Source organism: Bifidobacterium saguinibicoloris, assembly GCF_019331725.1.
Classification (GTDB): domain Bacteria; phylum Actinomycetota; class Actinomycetes; order Actinomycetales; family Bifidobacteriaceae; genus Bifidobacterium; species Bifidobacterium saguinibicoloris.
On record NZ_JAHBBF010000014.1, the window covers coordinates 50,802 to 70,350 of the forward strand.

9 protein-coding genes are annotated in these 19,549 nt (G+C 65.3%); 8 read left to right on the forward strand and 1 reads right to left on the reverse strand.

What is annotated here, in order from left to right; translation table 11 throughout:
- The first annotated feature begins 31 nt into the window (after positions 1-31).
- From KIH78_RS08735 to KIH78_RS08745, 3 genes are all read left to right on the forward strand, one after another.
- The gene (locus KIH78_RS08735; protein ID WP_219132043.1) at positions 32-5,161 is read left to right on the forward strand and encodes an acyl-CoA dehydratase activase-related protein; all 5,130 of its coding nucleotides are present in this window, start codon (positions 32-34) and stop codon (positions 5,159-5,161) included.
- Positions 5,162-5,181: 20 nt separating this feature from the next.
- Entirely contained in the window at positions 5,182-6,216 is a 1,035-nt protein-coding gene (locus tag KIH78_RS08740) for a hypothetical protein (protein ID WP_219132044.1), read from the forward strand.
- Between the two features lie 146 nt (positions 6,217-6,362).
- Positions 6,363-7,640: a glutamate-cysteine ligase family protein gene (locus KIH78_RS08745; protein WP_219132045.1), complete on the forward strand. Its 1,278-nt coding sequence runs from the start codon at positions 6,363-6,365 to the stop codon at positions 7,638-7,640.
- A 55-nt stretch (positions 7,641-7,695) separates the two neighbouring features.
- On the opposite strand, the gene KIH78_RS08750 is transcribed toward KIH78_RS08745, so the two are convergent.
- Positions 7,696-8,970 carry an ATP-binding protein gene (locus tag KIH78_RS08750; RefSeq protein ID WP_236034534.1) on the reverse strand — a complete coding sequence of 425 codons (1,275 nt, stop codon included), beginning with the start codon at positions 8,968-8,970 and terminating at the stop codon, positions 7,696-7,698.
- A gap of 238 nt (positions 8,971-9,208) precedes the next feature.
- Between KIH78_RS08750 and KIH78_RS08755 the strand changes: the two genes are divergently transcribed.
- The 5 genes from KIH78_RS08755 (at position 9,209) to KIH78_RS08775 (ending at position 19,393) form a co-directional block, all read left to right on the forward strand.
- On the forward strand, positions 9,209-11,599 hold the full coding sequence (locus KIH78_RS08755; protein ID WP_219132046.1) for a glycoside hydrolase family 3 N-terminal domain-containing protein: 2,391 nt from the start codon (positions 9,209-9,211) through the stop codon (positions 11,597-11,599).
- 872 nt (positions 11,600-12,471) lie between these two features.
- Positions 12,472-13,026, forward strand: a complete 555-nt coding sequence (locus KIH78_RS08760; protein WP_219132047.1) for a MarR family winged helix-turn-helix transcriptional regulator — start codon at positions 12,472-12,474, stop codon at positions 13,024-13,026.
- A gap of 65 nt (positions 13,027-13,091) precedes the next feature.
- The gene (locus tag KIH78_RS08765) at positions 13,092-14,957 is read left to right on the forward strand and encodes an ABC transporter ATP-binding protein (RefSeq protein WP_420830147.1); all 1,866 of its coding nucleotides are present in this window, start codon (positions 13,092-13,094) and stop codon (positions 14,955-14,957) included.
- Positions 14,954-16,978 carry an ABC transporter ATP-binding protein gene (locus KIH78_RS08770; RefSeq protein ID WP_219132048.1) on the forward strand — a complete coding sequence of 675 codons (2,025 nt, stop codon included), beginning with the start codon at positions 14,954-14,956 and terminating at the stop codon, positions 16,976-16,978. The genes KIH78_RS08765 and KIH78_RS08770 overlap by 4 nt, the downstream gene beginning before the upstream one ends.
- A 231-nt stretch (positions 16,979-17,209) precedes the next feature.
- On the forward strand, positions 17,210-19,393 hold the full coding sequence (locus KIH78_RS08775; RefSeq protein WP_219132049.1) for a DUF2207 domain-containing protein: 2,184 nt from the start codon (positions 17,210-17,212) through the stop codon (positions 19,391-19,393).
- The last annotated feature ends 156 nt before the right edge of the window (positions 19,394-19,549 follow it).

Here is a 19,549-nt window from a genome sequence, read left to right on the forward strand (position 1 = left end):
CGCGTCCCGGAAATCGGTTGAAGAGGTTTACATGGTGAACGAAGCGCATACCGTGGCGTCGAACCACGATACGAAGCCGTTGCGCGTGGGTTTGGACATCGGCTCCACCACCGTCAAGGCGGTGGTGCTCGACCAGTCCGACTCCCTGTCCGGGACCCTGTTTTCCGACTATCGCCGTCATCACGCCAATGTGCGCGCCACGGTCGCCGGGCTGCTCGTCGACATTCATAAGGAACTAGAGAACCGCGGCCGCGGCGACGAGCCGATCCGCCTCGCCATCACCGGGTCCGGCGGTCTCGCGCTCGCGGACAACCTGCACGTGCCGTTCGTCCAGGAGGTCATCGCCGAGACCGAGGCGATTGACAAGGAATACCCGCAGGCCGACGTCATCATCGAGCTCGGTGGCGAAGACGCCAAAATCACGTATCTGAAGCCCACGCCGGAACAGCGCATGAACGGCTCGTGCGCCGGTGGTACGGGCGCGTTCATCGACCAGATGGCCACCCTGCTCGACACCGACGCGGCCGGCCTCAACGAGATGGCGAAAAGCTACGAGAACCTGTACCCGATCGCCTCCCGCTGCGGCGTGTTCGCCAAGACCGACCTGCAGCCGCTCATCAACGACGGCGCCGCCAAGCCGGACCTCGCCGCCTCCATCTTCACCGCCGTCGCCACGCAGACCATCGCCGGCCTCGCTTCCGGACGTCCGATTCACGGCACCGTGATCTTCCTCGGCGGCCCGCTGTTCTTCATGAGCGAGCTTCGCGCCGCGTTCCAGCGCGCGCTTGACGGCAAGGTCGACGAGTTCATCGTGCCGACCGACGCCCACCTGTACGTCGCATACGGCGCGGCCCTGCAGGCGGAGATCGACTCCGACGACGAAGGCCACCACTTCGAGGCCCGCACCTGCGAGGACATCCTCAAACGTCTGGACGAGCTCAAGAACCTGCCCTCCAACACCCCGACCATGCCGCCGCTGTTCCCGACCGAGGCCGACCGCGAGGCGTTCGACAAGCGTCACCACCGTGAGCACGTGCACATCGGCACGCTCGAAGGCGCGCACGGCCCGCACTTCCTCGGCATCGACGCGGGATCGACCACCATCAAGGCCACGCTCGTCAACGACGACCGCGAGATCGTCTGGTCCTCCTACGCGAACAACGAGGGCAGCCCGCTGACCGCCGCCATCAACATCGTCAAGAAGATCCAGACCGAACTGCCCGAAGGCGCGTGGATCGCTCGTTCGTGCGCCACCGGCTACGGCGAGGGACTCATCACCACCGGTCTGCACCTCGACGAGGGCGTCGTCGAGACGATGGCCCACTATCGCGGCGCCGAAATGGTCAGCCCCGGCGTCACCGCCGTCATCGACATCGGCGGACAGGACATGAAATACCTCGCCATCACCGACGGCGTCATCGACTCGATCGCCGTCAACGAGGCCTGCTCGTCCGGCTGCGGTTCGTTCCTCCAGACCTTCGCGATGTCGATGGGACTCACCATCCAGGAGTTCACGCAGAAGGCGCTCGCCTCCACGCATCCGGTGGACCTCGGCTCCCGTTGCACCGTGTTCATGAACTCGTCGGTCAAGCAGGCCCAGAAGGAGGGAGCCTCCATCGAGGACATCGCCGCCGGCCTGTGCTATTCCGTCGTGCGCAACGCCCTGTACAAGGTCATCAAACTGCGCGACTCCGGCGAGCTCGGCGACACCGTCGTCGTGCAGGGCGGCACCTTCCTCAACGACGCCGTGCTGCGCGCGTTCGAACTCCTCACCGAACGCGAGGTGACGCGTCCGAACATCGCAGGCCTCATGGGCGCGTACGGCGCGGCCCTCACCGCACGCATGCACTACGAGGACGTCGCCGACGACGACCACGAGCACGTCGGTGTGGACGGAACGGCCGTCGACGCGGCCGCCGCCGAGGAATCCGCCGCAGGTGACACCCCCAACGCGGACGCGCACGAAGGCGAGGTCGTCATCGACGGCGTCCACCACACGGCCTCGTCCATCCTCACCGGCGAAGCCCTCGACCACATGTCGATGACCACCGAACGCGACGTGTGCAAGCTGTGCCAGAACCACTGCAAGCTCACCATCACCACGTTCTCCGACGGCTCCCGCTTCGTCACCGGCAACCGCTGCGAACGCGGCGGCGACGCGAAGAAGAAACGCTCCGACCGACCGAACCTGTACGACTACAAGTACAAGCGCTGCTTCGCGTACCGCCGTCTCACGGACAAGAAGGCCACTCGCGGCGAGATCGGCATCCCGAGGGCGTTGAACATGTACGAGAACTATCCGTTCTGGTTCACGCTCCTCACGTCCCTGGGCTTCAAGGTGATGATCTCCGGCCGCAGCTCCCATGAGCTGTTCGAGACCGGCATCGAATCGATCGCCTCCGAGAACATCTGCTATCCGGCCAAGCTCGTCCACGGCCACATCAAGTGGCTGCTCAACAAGGGCGTCAAAACGATCTTCTACCCGTGCGTGAGCTACGAGGACAACCTCGTGCCCAACACGGACAACCACTACAACTGCCCGGTCGTGGCGAACTATCCACTCGTTGTCGGCGCGAACATGCCCGAACTGCGCGACGAGGGCGTGCGCTACATGCACCCGTACTTCAACCTCGCCAACCACGAGCTCATGGTCGACCGCATCGTCGAGGAGTTCGCGTGGGCGAACGTGACGCGCGAGGAGGCGGAGACCGCCGTCAAGGCCGCCTACGCCGAGGACAAGGTCTTCAAGCACGACGTGCAGGAGGAAGGCCTCAAGGCCCTCGCCTACATGAAGGAACACGACTGCCGCGGCATCGTGCTCGCCGGCCGTCCCTACCACATCGATCCGGAGATCAACCACGGCATCCCCGAGACCATCTGCTCGCTCGGCATGGTCGTGCTCTCCGAGGATTCGATCTGCGAGCTGCAGCCGGGGGAGAAGCTCAACCTCACCGAATTCCTCTCGAAGGGCGAGGAGGATCCGAGGAAGAAGAACGCGAACGGCTTCCGCCACGTCGGCGACCGCAAGCTCACCGTCGCACGCATGCCGCTGCGCGTCACTAACCAGTGGGCCTACCATTCCCGCCTGTACGCGGCGGCCCACTTCGTCGCCTCCTATCCGGGGCTCGAACTCGTCCAGCTCAACTCGTTCGGCTGCGGCCTCGACGCGATCACCACCGACCAGGTCGCCGAGATCCTCGCCGACAAGGCCGACGTGTACACGCTGCTCAAGATCGACGAGGTCTCGAACCTCGGCGCCGCGAAGATCCGTCTGCGTTCGCTCAAGGCCGCCGTCGAGGAGCGCGAGGCCAACAAGGCCCGCGCCGCTAAGGCCGCGGCGGCAGCCGGCGCCGTCGACAAGCATGACCGTCCGCTTATCGACGACAAGACGATCGCCGCGAACTCCGCCGAAGTCGAACGGGAGCTCGAGACTCGACGCAAGGCGCAGGAACAGGCCGAAGCCGACCTCGCCGCCGCGAAGGCCGCGCTCGCCGAGGCACAGGCCGCCGTCGACGCGGCCGAAGCCAAGGTCAAGGCGGAATCGTCCGCCATCTCCGACACGTCCGACGTCCCGTCGAACGCGCCGAAGTCCACCGGCTTCCGCAAAACCGGTTCCAAGGCGCCGACCCCGGGCCGTCAGATTCTGCTCGACACCACGATGGCCGCCAACCCGAAGCTCACCGAACGGATGCGTGCGGCGTCCAAACGCGCCGCCGAACGCGACATCGAGGACGCGCGCCTCGGCGCGCTCGGCGACGGCACCACCGGCGACGTGACCGGCAAGGGCAAGGCGAAGGGCAAGTCCGGCCACAACAACGCCACCATGTCCCGCTACGCGAAACGCCGCAAGTTCGTCAAGGACATGAAGAAGGACTACACGATCGTCGCCCCGCAGATGAGCCCGATCCACCTGTCGCTGGTCGAGGCGGTCATCCGTTCCGGTGGCTACAAGTTCGACGTGTTGAAGCACGCCTCCCGCACGGACGTGGAGACCGGCCTCAAATACGTCAACAACGACGCCTGCTATCCGGCCATCATGGTCATCGGACAGCTCATCGACGCGATCCTCGAAGGCAAATACGATCCGGACCACGTCGCGCTCGCCATCACCCAGACCGGCGGCATGTGCCGCGCCACCAACTACTTCGGCCTCATCCGCAAGGCCCTGGTGGACGCCGGCTACCCGCAGATCCCGGTCATCGCGATCTCCACGCAGGGACTCGAGGACAACCCCGGCTTCAAGGCCACCGTGCCGATGCTTCACCGCGCCGTCAAGGCGCTGATCCTCGGCGACCTACTCATGAAGTGCCTCTACCGGGTGCGCCCATACGAGGTGGAGCAGGGGGCGGCGAACAAGCTGTACGAGCAGTGGGACGTCATCGTGCGCGAGACCATCGAGCACCACGGCTTCTCGAAGACCGCGGCGAAGACCCCGTGGCTCAGGAAGGGCTACCTGCCGTATCCGGTCCTCGCCAAGGAGATTGTCAAGAGCTTCGACGCCTTGCCGCTGAAGGACGTGCCCCGCAAGGTGCGTGTCGGCGTCGTCGGCGAGATCCTCGTCAAGTACCAGCCGGACGCGAACAACCACGTCGTCGACGTCATCGAATCGCAGGACTGCGAGGCCGTGGTGCCCGGCATCATGGAGTTCATGACCACCCGCCCGTACATCACCGACTGGAACGAGAAGAACCTCGGCATGGGCGGCAACCAGACCCTGTACGCGCTCATGCGCTGGGGCCTCGACCGCTACAACGCGCCGATCAAGGCCGCCATCGCGACCGCCCACGGCAAGTTCAAGCAGGACGATCCGATGCCCGAACTCGTCCAGAAGGCCGCCGAGGTCACGTCGATCGGCGTGCAGGCCGGCGAGGGCTGGCTGCTCACCGCCGAGATCCTCGAGCTCATCGAGCAGGGATGCCCGAACGTGGTGTGCGCGCAGCCGTTCGCCTGCCTGCCCAACCATGTGACCGGCCGCGGCATGTTCGGCAAGATCCGCCGTCTGCACCCGGAGGCCAACATCGTCTCCATCGACTACGATCCGGGCGCCTCCGAGGCCAACCAGCTGAACCGCATCAAGCTCATGATCGCCGCCGCGAAGAAGGCCCACAAGGCCAAGTTCGCCGACAAGGGCGAGCCGCAGGGCTTCGTGACCGCCGACTGACGTTCTGGGAAGGACCCGTCATGACAGCAGGGAACGGAGCCTCCGGCCATCCCAGTCGCCACGCATTCGTCGTCGCGTGCCTGATGTTCGCCGCCGTCATGGCCGTTCTGGTGTTCGCGTTGAAATTCGACGCCGGTCTGTCCGCCATCGCGGCCTTCGTCTGCGCCGTATACACCTTCTTCATGCAGCGGATGTCATACGCCGTCCTGAACGCCGATCTGGAGGACGATGCGGTGTTCGCCAGGCAGGTGCGCCGTGCACACCGCATGCCTTATGCGGGACTGGTGCTGTGCGTCGTGCTGTCCTTGCCGATCGGCATGGCTGTGGGCGCCTCGCATATCAGCTGGTCCGATCTGGACCAATTGCAGAGCGTCATGACCGTCGACCGGCAGATCGCCGCGTATGAGAGCCATTACGGCGAAGGGGCGTACGAAAGGGCCCGCCTCAAGAAGGGGATGGGCGAATCGGAGTTCGCGGACTACATGTTCGGCATCGACCGCTTCTACGCGCTCCGTGCGGTGACCAATCCGTTGGCGTTGGGCGGCGAGGCGTTCTGGGGCGCGTTGGCGTGCTCGCTGCTGCTCGTCGGCGCCTTGGAGGTCCCCGCGACGAACATCGGGCTGGATCCCATCATGGAGGACATCCGGACCCGTGGCGGGACGCCGGGGAAGCCGGAATCCGCTGGCGGAGACGGGAACGATGGCGGATCGGGCGACGGTGGCGGGAACGGCGGGAACGGTGGTGACGGCGGTCGGAAGCGCCACGGAAAGCACGAACGCCGGAACATCACCGGCGAGGACGATTCCGGACTGGATTTCACCGCGATGCCGGAAGACACCCACGCGATGGTGAGGAAAAGCCTGGGCACGCCCGGAGTGCACGTCACCGAGGGCATGAGGATGGAGACGACCGGTTCGCCGCGCGCCGATGCCATCGCCGCCATGCTGCAGGGGATCGCGCTGTGGCACGTCCGCAAGGGATTGGTGATGCTGCTCGTGTTCGGCGGCTGGGCCGTGCTCGCCATGGTCGGGGTGTTCTTCAATCTGGTGACCTGATCTCGGGATTGCCATCGGTTCCCGATCCTTCGTCCCGCGGAATCGGGAACCGGAAGAGACTCCGCGCACCCGCTATCGGAAAAAGATATAGCCGATTGACGGGCGTTCGGCGGGCCGTGTAGGCCGGCTCGCATACCATACCGGTTATGGTCACTCCCAGAATCAGCTATGCGCATTTGCTCGCCAAGCCGAACCCGAAGCATGTCGAAAGCCTCCTGAAGTTCTTCGAGGCCGGACGCTCCAAGCGCGGCACCGGCGGCTTCGGCGTCGAGATCGAGCACCTGCCCGTGCACAACGCCGACGACACCGCCGTGAGCTACTACGAGCCGAACGGCATCGAGACGTTCCTCAAGCGCATCGCGCCCTTCTATGATTCCGAGAAGGAATACTGGGAGAACGGGCATCTCGTGGGTCTCGCCCGCGAGGGCGTCGCCGTCTCTCTCGAACCGGGCGGCCAGATCGAGACGTCCATCGGCATCCTGCACAAGCCTGAGGATCTCAACCAGCTGTACGGCCAGTTCCGCCGCGAGGCCGACCCCATTCTCGAGGAACTCGGATTCCGCCTCGTCAACTACGGCTACCAGCCCAAGTCCAGCTACGCGGACGTGCCGGTCAACCCCAAGGACCGCTACGATGCGATGACCGACTACCTGGGCCGCGTCGGACAGTTCGGCCCGTGCATGATGCGCTGCTCCGCCTCCACGCAGGTGAGCATCGACTTCGTCGACGAGAAGGACGCGATCGACAAGATGCGCGTCGGCACCGCCATCGGGCCGATCCTCGCATGGTTCTTCCGCAACACCCCGTACTTCGAGGGGCGTGTCAACCCGTATCCGCTGCTGCGCCAGCGCATGTGGGACTACCTCGACTTCCAGCGCACGAACGTGATCCCGGGACTCTACGACCAGCGCTTCGGCTGGGAGGACTACGCCGTCGACGTGCTGTCCACGCCGCTCATGTTCGCCGACCTCACGCACACGCCCGAAGCGGTCGCCTCCGGCGTGAGCCGCAAGGAGCTGCATCGTGCGGCGTTCCGCGAGAACGCGGGCGACGTCTACCCGGACCGCGAGCTCAACAAGTACGAGATCAACCACATCATCTCCACGCACTTCAACGATGTGCGCCTCAAGAACTTCATCGAATTCCGCCATTGGGACTCGCTGCCGATCGAACGCGCCGAGCGCCTGACCGAGATCATCAACTCGCTGTACTACGTGCCGGCCAACCGCATCCGCCTCGAAAGCTACTTCGACGGGCTCACCGAGGAGGACGTGTTCGAGGCCAAGGCCAACATCCAGGCCCATGGCCGCGAATCCAACCCGTACGGCCAGCCGCTCGACTTCTGGCGCGAGTTCCTCGGCCTCGAGGGTCTGCTCGACGACATCCCCGGCGATCCGAAGCACCCCGAGGTGTTCCAGCGCTGATTCTTCTGGTTGCGATGGCCCCGCGACGTCTCCACTGAACGTCGCGGGGCCATCGTCATTCGCCGCGGAGCAGCCAGTCCTTGGCATTGACGACGGTGATGCCCTCGTCGCTGATGCCGGCCGAATACGGGTCGAGCGTGATGATCATCCGCGGGAACGCGTCGGTGAGCGCCAGAAGAGGGGCGAACTCGCGGGCGCGGGTGGTTTCGTCCAGCAGACTCGCGGTGACTTGGATGTACAGCTTCCGAGTGCCCGCCGATTCCACTCGGCTGGCTATGAAGTCGATCTCCGCCTTGTCACTGGTACCGATGCTGACCGAATATCCACGGCGGACCAGCTCCATATACACGGCGCATTCCAATCTCGCGCCGACATCGCGGGGGGAGAATCCGGTGACGAGCCCCCGGAATCCGTTGTCCACCGGATAGTACTTGCTGAGCGGACGCAGCACGGTCCTGCCCTGCATGCCCTCCTGTTCGGCACGATACAGCAGGAAGGCGCGGCTCAGCGCTTCGACCTGACTGGAGACGGTTCCCGTGCTGATGGGATGGCCGGCGCTGGTTAGGGTGTTGGCTACGTTGCGCGCGGAGAACAGTGAACCCGAAGTCGAGAACAGGAACCGGCTCAGTTTCTCCAACCCGTCCAGATCGCGTATGCCGTATCGTTGCGCCACATCCTTGAACAGGATGGAGCGGTAGATGTCGCGCAGTTCCGCGCCGATGGTTTCGGCGGTGCGCGTACGCAATGCGAACAGGCCGGGCATGCCGCCATACAACAGGTATTCGGCGAGCAGATCGTCGTCGGAGGCACCTCCCGTATCCGTCAGGGTGTGCGCGAAATCGAGGTATTCGCCGAACGACAACGGGAAAGCCGGAATCTCGATATACCGGCCGGTCAGGTAGGTGGCGAGATCGCTGGAGAGCAGGTTGGCATTGGATCCGGTGATGTAGACGTCGGTGCGTTCACGGGTGTGCAGACGTCGTACCACTTTCTCCCATCCGGGAACATCCTGGATCTCATCCAACATCACGGTGAACGGGTATGCCTCATCGGCTTCGGCGGCAGCCCGGATGAGCTCCTCGTGAAGGTCCGCGGCATCGTAGTCGAGGGGGATATCGAATGCGTCGAATCGCTTGTAGAACAGATTCCGATCTGGAACGCCGTCCGCGGCCAGCGTGTCGGCAAGCATGGCGAGGGCGGTCGATTTGCCGCAGCGTCTGACTCCGATGATGACCTTGACGTCGGGTGTGTCGCGGTGGGCGAGTATGCGCCTCAGCAGCTCCGGTCGTGGGAGATAGCGCATCGCGTCCTGTTCGTTTCGGCTGGTCATCACGGCCTCAATTCGATGAAATCGTCAAATATAATGCTCAATTGTAAATTATCAATCAAAGTTGTCCAATACATTTGACGATTTGGTCTCATGGTGGGATGGTTGTCGAGCTTCACTCGTCTTCGCCTCCGATGCCGGCGTCTTCGCCGTCGACCGCCGATTGCGCGCGTCCGACACGACGCGTGGGTGATAATGGGCGGTGGACCCGCCGACGCGTCCAAGGAAGGAAGACGACACGATGACCGTGACCACGAACGCCCCGACTGGCGCCCTGCCCTACGAGAACCCCGACCTGCCCGTCTCCGAACGCATCGCCGACCTGCTCGGCCGCATGACGCTCGAGGAGAAGGTCGGACAGATGATGCAGCTTGAAGCCCGAGGCGGCGACCTCGAGGACCTCATCGTGAACCATCACGTCGGCTCCATCCTGCACACCAGTCCGGAGGATCTGCCCCGCGCCGTCGCAATCGTCGACACCAGAACCCGCCTGCACATCCCGCTGGTCATCGGCGACGACTGCATCCACGGCTACTCGTTCTGGCCCGGCGCCACCATCTTCCCCTCCCAGCTCGGCATGGCCGCCAGCTGGAACGCGAAGGCCGTCGAGGCCGCCGCCCGCGCCACCGCCGAGGAGGTGTCCTGCACCGGCGTGCATTGGACGTTCTCCCCGGTGCTGTGCATCGCCCGCGACACCCGCTGGGGACGTGTGGACGAGACCTTCGGCGAGGACCCGACCCTCATCGGCGAACTCGCCTCCGCCATGGTCAAGGGGTATCAGGGCGGTGCCAAGGCCGGCGAACCGCTGCCGGAGGACTCGATCCTCGCCTGCTCCAAGCATTTCGCCGGATACTCCGAAACCCAAGGCGGACGCGATGCCTCCGAAGCCGACCTGAGCCACCGCAAGCTCGAATCCTGGTTCCTGCCGCCGTTCGAACGTGTCGCCAAGGAGGGCTGCGGCACGTTCATGCTCGGCTACGAGTCCATCGAAGGCGTGCCGGTCACGTTCAACCGGTGGCTGCTCACCGACAAGCTGCGCGGCGCATGGCAGTACCATGGCACGCTCATCACCGACTGGGACAACGTCGGCCGCTCCGTGTGGGAGCAGCACGTCAAGCTCGACTACATGCATGCCGCCGCCGACGCGGTCAAGGCCGGCAACGACCTCATCATGTCCACCCCGCAGTTCTATGAGGGCGCCATCGAGGCCGTGAGAACCGGGCTTCTCGACGAATCGCTCATCGACGCGGCCGTTTCGCGCATCCTCGCACTGAAATTCCGGCTCGGACTGTTCGAGAACCCGCGTCTGCCCGACGAGAAGCGCATCGAGGCGGTCATCGGTTCCGAAGCGCATCGCCGCATCAACCTCGAGCTCGCCCGCGAATCCGTCGTCCTGCTGCGCAACGACGGTCGCCTGCCGTTCGACGTCCATCCGACGTCGAACGACGACAGCGGAAAGGCGGCCGCGCGCAAACGCATCGCCGTCGTCGGCCCGCTCGCCGACGACGCCCAGAACCAGCTCGGCGACTGGGCCGGCGATTCCGGCCAGATCGACTGGATGCCCGGCGGCCAGCCGCGCAACATGATCGCCACCGTGCTCGACGGCTTCCGCGCGCTCGCCGGCGACGACTGCGAGGTCGCCTACGCCCGCGGCGCGAACGTCATCGACCTCGTACCCGACCCGGACGGCGACACCTACCCGGATGGCCAGCCCCGTCCGAAGATCGCCGTGGGCGCGCCCCTCGACCGGGCGCTGCTCGACGAGGCCGTCGACGTCGCACGCAAGTCCGACCTCATCGTCGCCGTCGTCGGCGACGTGGTGCAGCTGGTCGGTGAGACCTGCTCCACCGCCACGCTCGACCTGCTCGGCGGGCAGAATGCGCTGCTTGACGCGCTCGCCGCTGTCTCTCGTGAGACCGGCGCGCCGATGGTCACCGTGCTCATGAGCTCCAAGCCGCAGGTGCTTCCCTCGTCCATCGTGGGCGATTTCGGCGTGCTCGCCGGCCGCTGCAACGATCCCGCCGCCGGCGTCGGCTCCATCCTGTGGGCGCCGAGCCCGGGCATGGAGGGCGGCCGGGCCGTCGCCGAAATCATTCTCGGCGAAGTGAACCCGTCCGGCAGGCTGCCGATCACCTTCCCGCGCCACGCGGGGCAGCTGCCGGTCTACTACAACCAGATTCGTGGGCAGCATGGCAACCGCTACGCCGACCTCACGCAGGATCCCGCGTTCGCGTTCGGCGAGGGCGAGGGCTACACGACGTTCGCGTACGGCGAGCCGGTCGTCACCGGTGGTGCCTCGCACGCCGACGGCACGTTCGCGCAGGGCGACGTCGTGCACGCCGAGGTCACGCTGACCAACATGGGCGGACGCACCGGCACGGAGGTCGTGCAGGCGTACGTCGGCGACCTCGTCACCTCGGTCAGCTGGACCGACCGCGAACTCAAGGCGTTCCGCCGCGTCACGCTCGAGCCAGGCGAGACCGCGACCGTCACGTTCGACATCCCGGTCGCCGATTGCACCATCGTCGACGCCGACGCCCGCCGTGTCGTCGAACCCGGCGAATTCGAGCTCCTCATCGGCCACTCGTCACGTCGCGACGACCTCAAGCGCGTCACCTTCACCGTGGCGTAGGCGGGCGGATCGTCGGTGAGCCCAAGTCACGTCTTTGAGTTCCCAATGGATGCACAACACTCCTGGCGGGGTCCTGCTGTCTAAATGAAAGTGCAACACCCTTTAGGTTGGAGATTGTCTAGATAACCAGTGAAAGGGTGTTGCACCTTGGGGCAAGTGTATTCGCACCTGTCGGAAGAGGAACGGCACCCGAATTCACTTTGCAGGTGCAACATCCGTCTTTGGGCGGGGACGTCGTTCCTCGTTCTTGCTGGTTGATGCCATTGGGCTTCAATGCGGGAAAGGCTTGGAATGCGATTGCGTGCCAGAAATCGGTGGTACACAATGCCGCAGCGGCAGACCGGGCGGTTGCGTACCAGTGCTCTGTGGTACACGAGGTCCGAACCGTTCCCGATTCGCTTGCGTACCATTCGCGGATTCCACAGGAAGCCCGGAATTCCAACGTTCCTGAGAAAAACAGCGTGATATGTCCTCATAGCGCGATTGGTACATGACGTGGAAAGCACCGGGAGTCATGTCGTGTACCCCGGATTATTGGTATGCAGCGGTCTGCCGCCGCAATCATGCATTGCGTACCATTCATCCCGGCTCGTGAAGGGCACGACGTGAGAAACCGCATCGGATGCGCTGTCCGGTGTACCTGGCGTGGCGGAACCGTGTGGTCCGCTGCCGCCAACATGCGAAGAGTCGGGAGTCGCATGACATTTCCCCAACCCTCCGCCGCGACACGCGGATTGTTGCATGTGCAACTGTTGTATATGGGGCGTATTACGATGCTCTATCGCACATAAGGTTGCATATGCAACAAAACGGCGGGCGTCGGACGTCACGGACGGACGGGCCCGCGACCATACCAGTGAAGTGGGGGAGTCATGGACAGTCGCATCCTCAGCTTCGACCTGAGGGCGCTGGTCAAGGCCATCAACCGCCACCTCGGCGAGACGATGCCCGAATCGGCGCGCATCGCCACCGGCGGCAACGCCCGCATCATCATGTTCCTCGCGCGCAACCGTGACGAGGACATCTACCAGCACACCATCGAACGCAAGTTCTGCATCACGCGCTCGACCGCATCCCGCGTGCTTGCGCTGATGGAGAAGAAGGGCCTCATCGCCCGCGAATCGGTGGCGCACGACGCACGGCTCAAGAAGATCGTACTCACCGCCAAGGCCGACTCCATCGTCGCCTGTCTCACGGCGAACGGCGAACGGATGGAGCGCAAGCTGGTGGAGGGATTCACCGACGAGGAGCGCGCCGCGCTCATGGACTACGTCGCGCGTATGCGCGCGAACGTCGACGCCGCGCAGCGCGAGTTCGAGGAGCGGCGTGACGAAGGGGTCGACGTCGACGACGTCGACCTGACCGGCATCGACGTGCCGGACATGAAAGACCTGAACCACATGACCAAGAAGGAGGAGACCAAGTGAGCGACAACACGACCGCCGCCGCGGCACGCGACGCGGACGACCTGACCGCCACCGAGGCGGCCATCATGCAATCGCGCGAGGCGAACGAACCCGAACGGCCGAAGCATGTCATCCGCACGCTGGCCGGATCCATGCGCGAATACACGAAGGAAAGCTGGCTGGCCCCGCTGTTCGTGTTCATCGAGGCCATCCTGGAGATCGTCATCCCCACCGTCATGGCCTCCCTCATCGACCAGGGCATCACCGGCGGCAACATGAACGCCATCGTCAAGTTCGGCCTGATCCTGCTGCTCTGCTCGCTGGTGTCGCTCGCCTGCGGCTTCCTCGCCGGCAAGTACGCGGCCATCGCGGCCGCCGGCTTCGCGAAGAACCTGCGCCGCGACCAGTTCGAGAAGGTGCAGGCGTTCAGCTTCACCAACATCGATCGCTTCTCCACCGGCTCAATCATCACGCGCCTCACCACCGACGTGACGAACCTGCAGATGGCGTACGGCATGATGGTCCGCATGGGCGTGCGCGCCCCCATCATGGTCATCGTCGCGTGGATCTTCTCGTTCCGCATCTCGCCATCCATCTCGCTCGTGTTCCTCGCCTGCGTGCCGATCCTCGGCCTGGGCCTGTGCGGCCTCGCCGTGCTCGTCCATCCGGTGTTCGAACGCGTGTTCCACACGTACGACGCGCTCAACAACGTCGTCGACGAGAACCTGCAGGGCATCCGCGTGGTCAAGTCCTACGACCGCGAATCCTACGAGATCGGCAAGTTCGGCCGCATCTCCCGCCGCATCTTCAAGGACTTCACCAAGGCCGAGCGCATCATGAGCTTCAACAGCCCGATCATGATGTTCTGCATCTACGGCTCGATGATCATGATCTCCTGGATGGGTGCGCAGCAGATCGTCGCCTCCGGCAACAACGCGTCGCTCGGACTCACCACCGGCGACCTCACCGCGCTCGTCACCTACGCGATGCAGATCCTCATGGCCATGATGATGCTCTCCATGATCTTCGTCATGTTCATCATCTCCCAGGCCTCCGCCGAGCGCATCTGCCAGGTGCTGCAGGAGGAGAGCACCGTCACCGACCCGGAGCACCCGGTCATGGACGTCGCGGACGGCTCCATCGAATTCGACCACGTCACCTTCCGTTACTCCGCATCCTCCGAGAAGCCCGTGCTCGACGACATCGACCTGTCCATCCCGTCCGGTTCGACCGTCGGCATCGTCGGCGGCACCGGTTCCGCCAAGTCGAGCCTCGTCCAGCTCGTGCCGCGCCTCTACGACGTGAGCCAGGGCTCGCTCAAGGTGGGCGGCCGCGATGTGCGCGACTACGACCTCGTCACCCTGCGCGACCAGGTCGCCATGGTGCTCCAGAAGAACGTGCTGTTCTCCGGCACCATCACCGAGAACCTGCGCTGGGGCAACCCGGACGCCACCGACGAGGAGATCCGCCACGCATGCCGTCTCGCGCAGGCCGACGGCTTCATCCAGGAGTTCCCGGACAAATACGACACGTACATCGAACAGGGTGGCACCAACGTCTCCGGCGGACAGCGTCAGCGCCTGTGCATCGCGCGCGCCCTTCTCAAGAAGCCGAAGATCCTCATCCTCGACGACTCCACCTCGGCCGTCGACACGAAGACCGACAAGCTGATCCGCGAGGCGTTCCACCACGAGATCCCCGACACCACGAAGATCATCATCGCCCAGCGCGTCGCCTCCGTACAGGAATCCGACATGATCCTCGTCATGGACAACGGCCGCATCATGGCGAAGGGTACACACGACGAACTGCTCGAGACCTGCGACGAATACCGGTCCATCTACGAATCCCAGACCCGCAACACCGCCGCCGGACAGGCCGAACTCGAACGCGAGGCGAAAGCGCGCGCCGAGCACATGCAGCAGGCCGAACAGGAAGGAGAGAACCGATGAGCGACAAGCAGAACGTCCGGAACGACGGCGGCCGCCGTCCCGAGATGCGCAAGCCCGCACCCGGCACCACCAAGCGCATCTTCGGCTACATCATGCAGTACCGGTGGCGCGTCATCGCCATCGTCGCGTGCATCCTCGTCGGCGCCGCCGCGCAGGCCGGCTCCGCGCTCTTCCTCCAATCCCTCATCGACACGTACATCCTGCCGATGGTCGGCGCCGCCGACCCCGACTGGGGTCCGCTGATCCGCGCCATCACGCTCATGGGCTGCCTGTACGTGGCCGGCATCGTCGCCAGCTGGTTATGGCAGTGGCTCATCGTCACCGTCGAGCAGGGCGTGCTCAAGAAGATCCGTGACGACATGTTCGCCCACCAGCAGTGGCTGCCGATCCGCTACTTCGACACCAACGAGCACGGCGACATCATGAGCCACTACACGAACGACACGGACACGCTGCGCCAGGCCATCAGCCAGTCGTTCCCGCAGATGTTCGCCTCCGCGATCTCCGCGCTCGCCGCCATCGTCTCCATGTTGTGGCTGAGCGTGCCGATCACCGCGTTCGTCCTGGTGTTCACCGTCGGCCTCTACTTCATCGTCCGTGCGATCGTCGGGCGCGCCGGCCGCTACTTCGTCAAGCAGCAGCATTGGATCGGCGACGTCAACGCGTTCGTCGAGGAGGCCGTCAACGGCCAGAAGGTCATCAAGGTCTTCAACCACGAGCCCGCCACCCAGAAGACCTTCGACGAGAAGAACGAGGAGCTGTTCCAGGCCTCCGCCGAGGCGAACACGTGGGGCAACGTCACCATGCCCGTCGTCGGCAACATGGGCTACATCCTCTACATCCTGCTCGCCATCGTCGGCGGCGCCATGGCGCTCGCCGGGGTCGGTAACTTCGGTCTGGGCGGCTTCGGCACGCTCACCCTCGGCACCCTGATCTCCCTGCTCACCCTGTCCCGCTCGTTCATCAACCCGCTTGGCCAGGTGTCCATGCAGCTCAACATGGTGATGATGGCGCTCGCCGGCGCCTCCCGCATCTTCGCGCTGATGGACGAGCCGGTCGAATCCGACTCCGGCACCGTCACGCTCGTCAACGTCGAACTCGGTGAGGACGGCCGTACGATGCGCGAGGTCGACCACGAGACCGGCCACTGGGCGTGGAAGCGCGAGGAGGGCGACGACGGCACGCGTTCGCTCAAGGCCGCGGAGAAGCTGCACGGCACCGCCCGCGAGGTCGCCCTCAAGGCCAAGGAGCAGGCCGTCACCTCGCCCGACGGGCGTCTCACCCTGCTGCGTGGCGACGTACGCTTCACCAACGTGACGTTCGGCTACAACCCCGACAAGCCGGTCCTGCACGACATCACCTGGTTCGCCAAGCCCGGCCAGAAGATGGCGCTCGTCGGCGCGACCGGCGCCGGCAAGACCACCGTCACGAATCTCATCAACCGGTTCTACGACATCCAGGAAGGCCAGATCCTCTATGACGGCATCGATGTGAAGAACATCAGGAAGCCCGACCTGCGCCGTTCGCTCGGCATCGTGCTGCAGGACGTGAACCTGTTCACCGGCACCGTGATGGACAACATCCGCTACGGCCGGCTCGACGCCACCGACGAGGAATGCATCGAGGCGGCGAAGCTGGTGAACGCCGACGGCTTCATCCGCATGCTGCCGCAGGGCTACCAGACCGTCCTCGCCGGCGACGGCTCCGGCCTGTCCCAGGGCCAGCGCCAGCTCATCTCCATCGCGCGCGCCGCCGTCGCCGACTCCCCGGCGCTCATCCTCGACGAGGCCACCTCGTCGATCGACACGCGCACCGAAGAGGTCGTGCAGGCCGGCATGGACGCGCTGATGAAGGGCCGTACGGTGTTCGTCATCGCGCACCGCCTGTCCACCGTGCGCAACTCCGACGTGATCATGGTCCTCGACCACGGCCGCATCATCGAACGCGGCAACCATGACGAGCTCATCGCCCTGAAGGGCGAGTACTACCAGCTCTACACCGGCGCGGTGGAACTGGAGTAACGGCACGGCGTCGGCCGGTCCGTCCGGTCCGTCCGTCCTGGATGACCGGTGTCCATGTCCGATCGGGCTCCCGCCTTCCCCAGGGAAGGCGGGAGCCCTCGTCGTTCCGTGCGGTTCGGTACGTGCCGTCCCACGCGTCGCACGCCTCGGCCGTACAATCGCATATCAGGACATGCGCGACGCGACGGGCGCGCGTGATGGCGCGGCGGCGACGCCGGGGGAGTCTGGGCGATGGGACGGAACGGCGGGCGGGGACGTGCGGGACGGATCGACAAGGTCGGCGTCGGTCTCCTCGCCGGCGGGGCGCTCGGCCTGCTGCTGTGCGTCGCGCTCGTGGCGGTCATGCTGTGGATCATCGTCGCGACGGCGCGTGACTACCTGTTCCCCGCGACCCCCGGCTACGACATCGAACGCATCGACGTCACCGCGCATCTCAGGACGAACGGTGACCTCGTCGTCACCCAGACCGAACGGCTCGCCTTCCCCCGGACGACGGACGGCTTCGACATCCCACTGCCGCTTTCGACCGCCACCGCCGACCAGTTGAAGGAACGCGGCGTCGAAGACACCGGACTGACCGTCGACATGATCCGCGACGACACCCACGGCATCACCTACACGAGCGCGGACGATGGCGGCGGTTCCGGCGGTTCCGGCGGCTCCGGTGTCGCCTCCGCGCGCACGTTCTCCACCAGCGGGCTCTTCCGGACCGCTTCCGTGAACGGCGTGCAGCCGCGCGGCCGCTCCACGTGGACGGTCCGCTACACGCTCGACGACAACGCGCTCACCTGGTCCGACGCCGGCGAGCTCATCTGGCGGTACGGCCGGGCCTTCGACCATCAGCCGGTTCCGACGATGCATGTCGTCCTCGTCTTCGACGGCTCGCTCGACGGGGAGAAGGCGACGTCCGGCCGCAACCTTTCCGCGCAGGTCGCCGAGGACTACCGCGCGACGACGGCCATCTCTGCCGGACGCGGTGGTTCCGGCGGTGGTTCCGACAGTGGTTCCGATTCCGGCAAGGCGACGGTCACGATCGACACGTCCCTCGCGGGCGGCCGCACCGGCACGCTCCACGCGATGTTCCCGCGCGACTGGATCGCCGATTCGTCGATGCCCGAGCCGACCGGCGCGAACGGTGATTCCGGCGACGCCACGCGCATGGCCGCGGGCATCGCGCTCGACCGCAGGCTCGCCGACGACCTCGGCCGCACCCGCGTCAGGGAGACGGCCGTCGACCTCGCATGGCGGCTTCCGCTGGCGGTCTCCCTGGTTTTCCTCGTCATTGCGGCGGCCAAGCTGCTGCGACGGCGTCTTCTCGCGCCACGTCCCCTGTCCCGCGACAAGTACAGCGACGAACCGATCCTCGTCGACGAGCCATGGCTGCTGACCGGACTCGTCGGACACCCGGCGAAGTCATGCTTCTTCGCCGCCGCCCTGATGAAGGCCACCTTCGACGGCACGATCCGCATCATCGACCCCAGACATGGGTTCCCGGAACCGGACGGTGCCGGGCGTTCCGTTGCGCGACGGGCTTGGCGACTGCACTACGACGGCCCTGTCGACCATGATCCGAACGCTCCGCGCCTGCCCATGGCCGCCGTCAACGCGATCTGCGGATGCGACGGCATCGAGCGGCATCTCGAGAACGGCGTCTATCAGAACGTCGCCGAACCCTTCTATGTGCCCGCCCGGGTGCGCGGGTTCGACGCGAATCCGACGATGATGGACGCATGGGCGAAACGCGGCGAACGCCTGTGCGCCGGCATGACGAAGACCGCGGGACGTGCCAGCTCCGAGGCGTCCGGGACGACCGGATGGATCGTGTCCACCGGTGTGGCGGGCAGGTTCGTCGGCGTCGTCATGGGAATCGGGCTCGTCGCCGCGGCTTTGGCCGCACGGCTGCACACCGACGACTGGACGGGGTTCCGGATTACCTGCGTCGCCGCCGTTCTCGGCATGGTCTGCTGTATGTTCCTGCGCGCCTACACCGGTGACGGCGTCGACCTCGCCGCCCGTGCCCGTGCCATCGTGCACTGGTTCGAGCAGCGTCGGTGGGAGGAACACCGGGAGGAGCGTCGGGAGGAGCGTGCCGCCGGACGACGCGTGCGTGGAGGATGGCCGTTCGGGAGCGGGATGCGACGCCGTCGTTCGGACGACGGCGTCGATGCGGTGACGAACGCGACGCAGGCGCGCGGTCTGCTGCTTGACGCCGTCGCGCTCGATGTGGACGAGAAGGCGATTGCGTCGTTCGCCGGCCATCTGGTTTCGGCCGGCGTGCTCGCCGGCGACGATCAGGCCGTCTGGTGGTGCAGTCGGAACGGTCGTCACGCCATCCCCGCGAAGGTATGGGGTGCGGTCTACGCCAGCTGTTCCACCTGCGACAGCCATGCCGATACCTCCACCGATGTGTCGTAGCGGGCGTCCTTGTCGGCTTGCGTTTGTTCATGTGCTCGTCATGTTCGGTTGTGTGTGGGTGGTGTCGGCAGCGGTATCCTTGGAACGGGATACGACGTGTTGTGACCTGTTTTCGACACGCCGAGGGTTTGTTGTGTTTCCGGGGTTTGTGGGGTG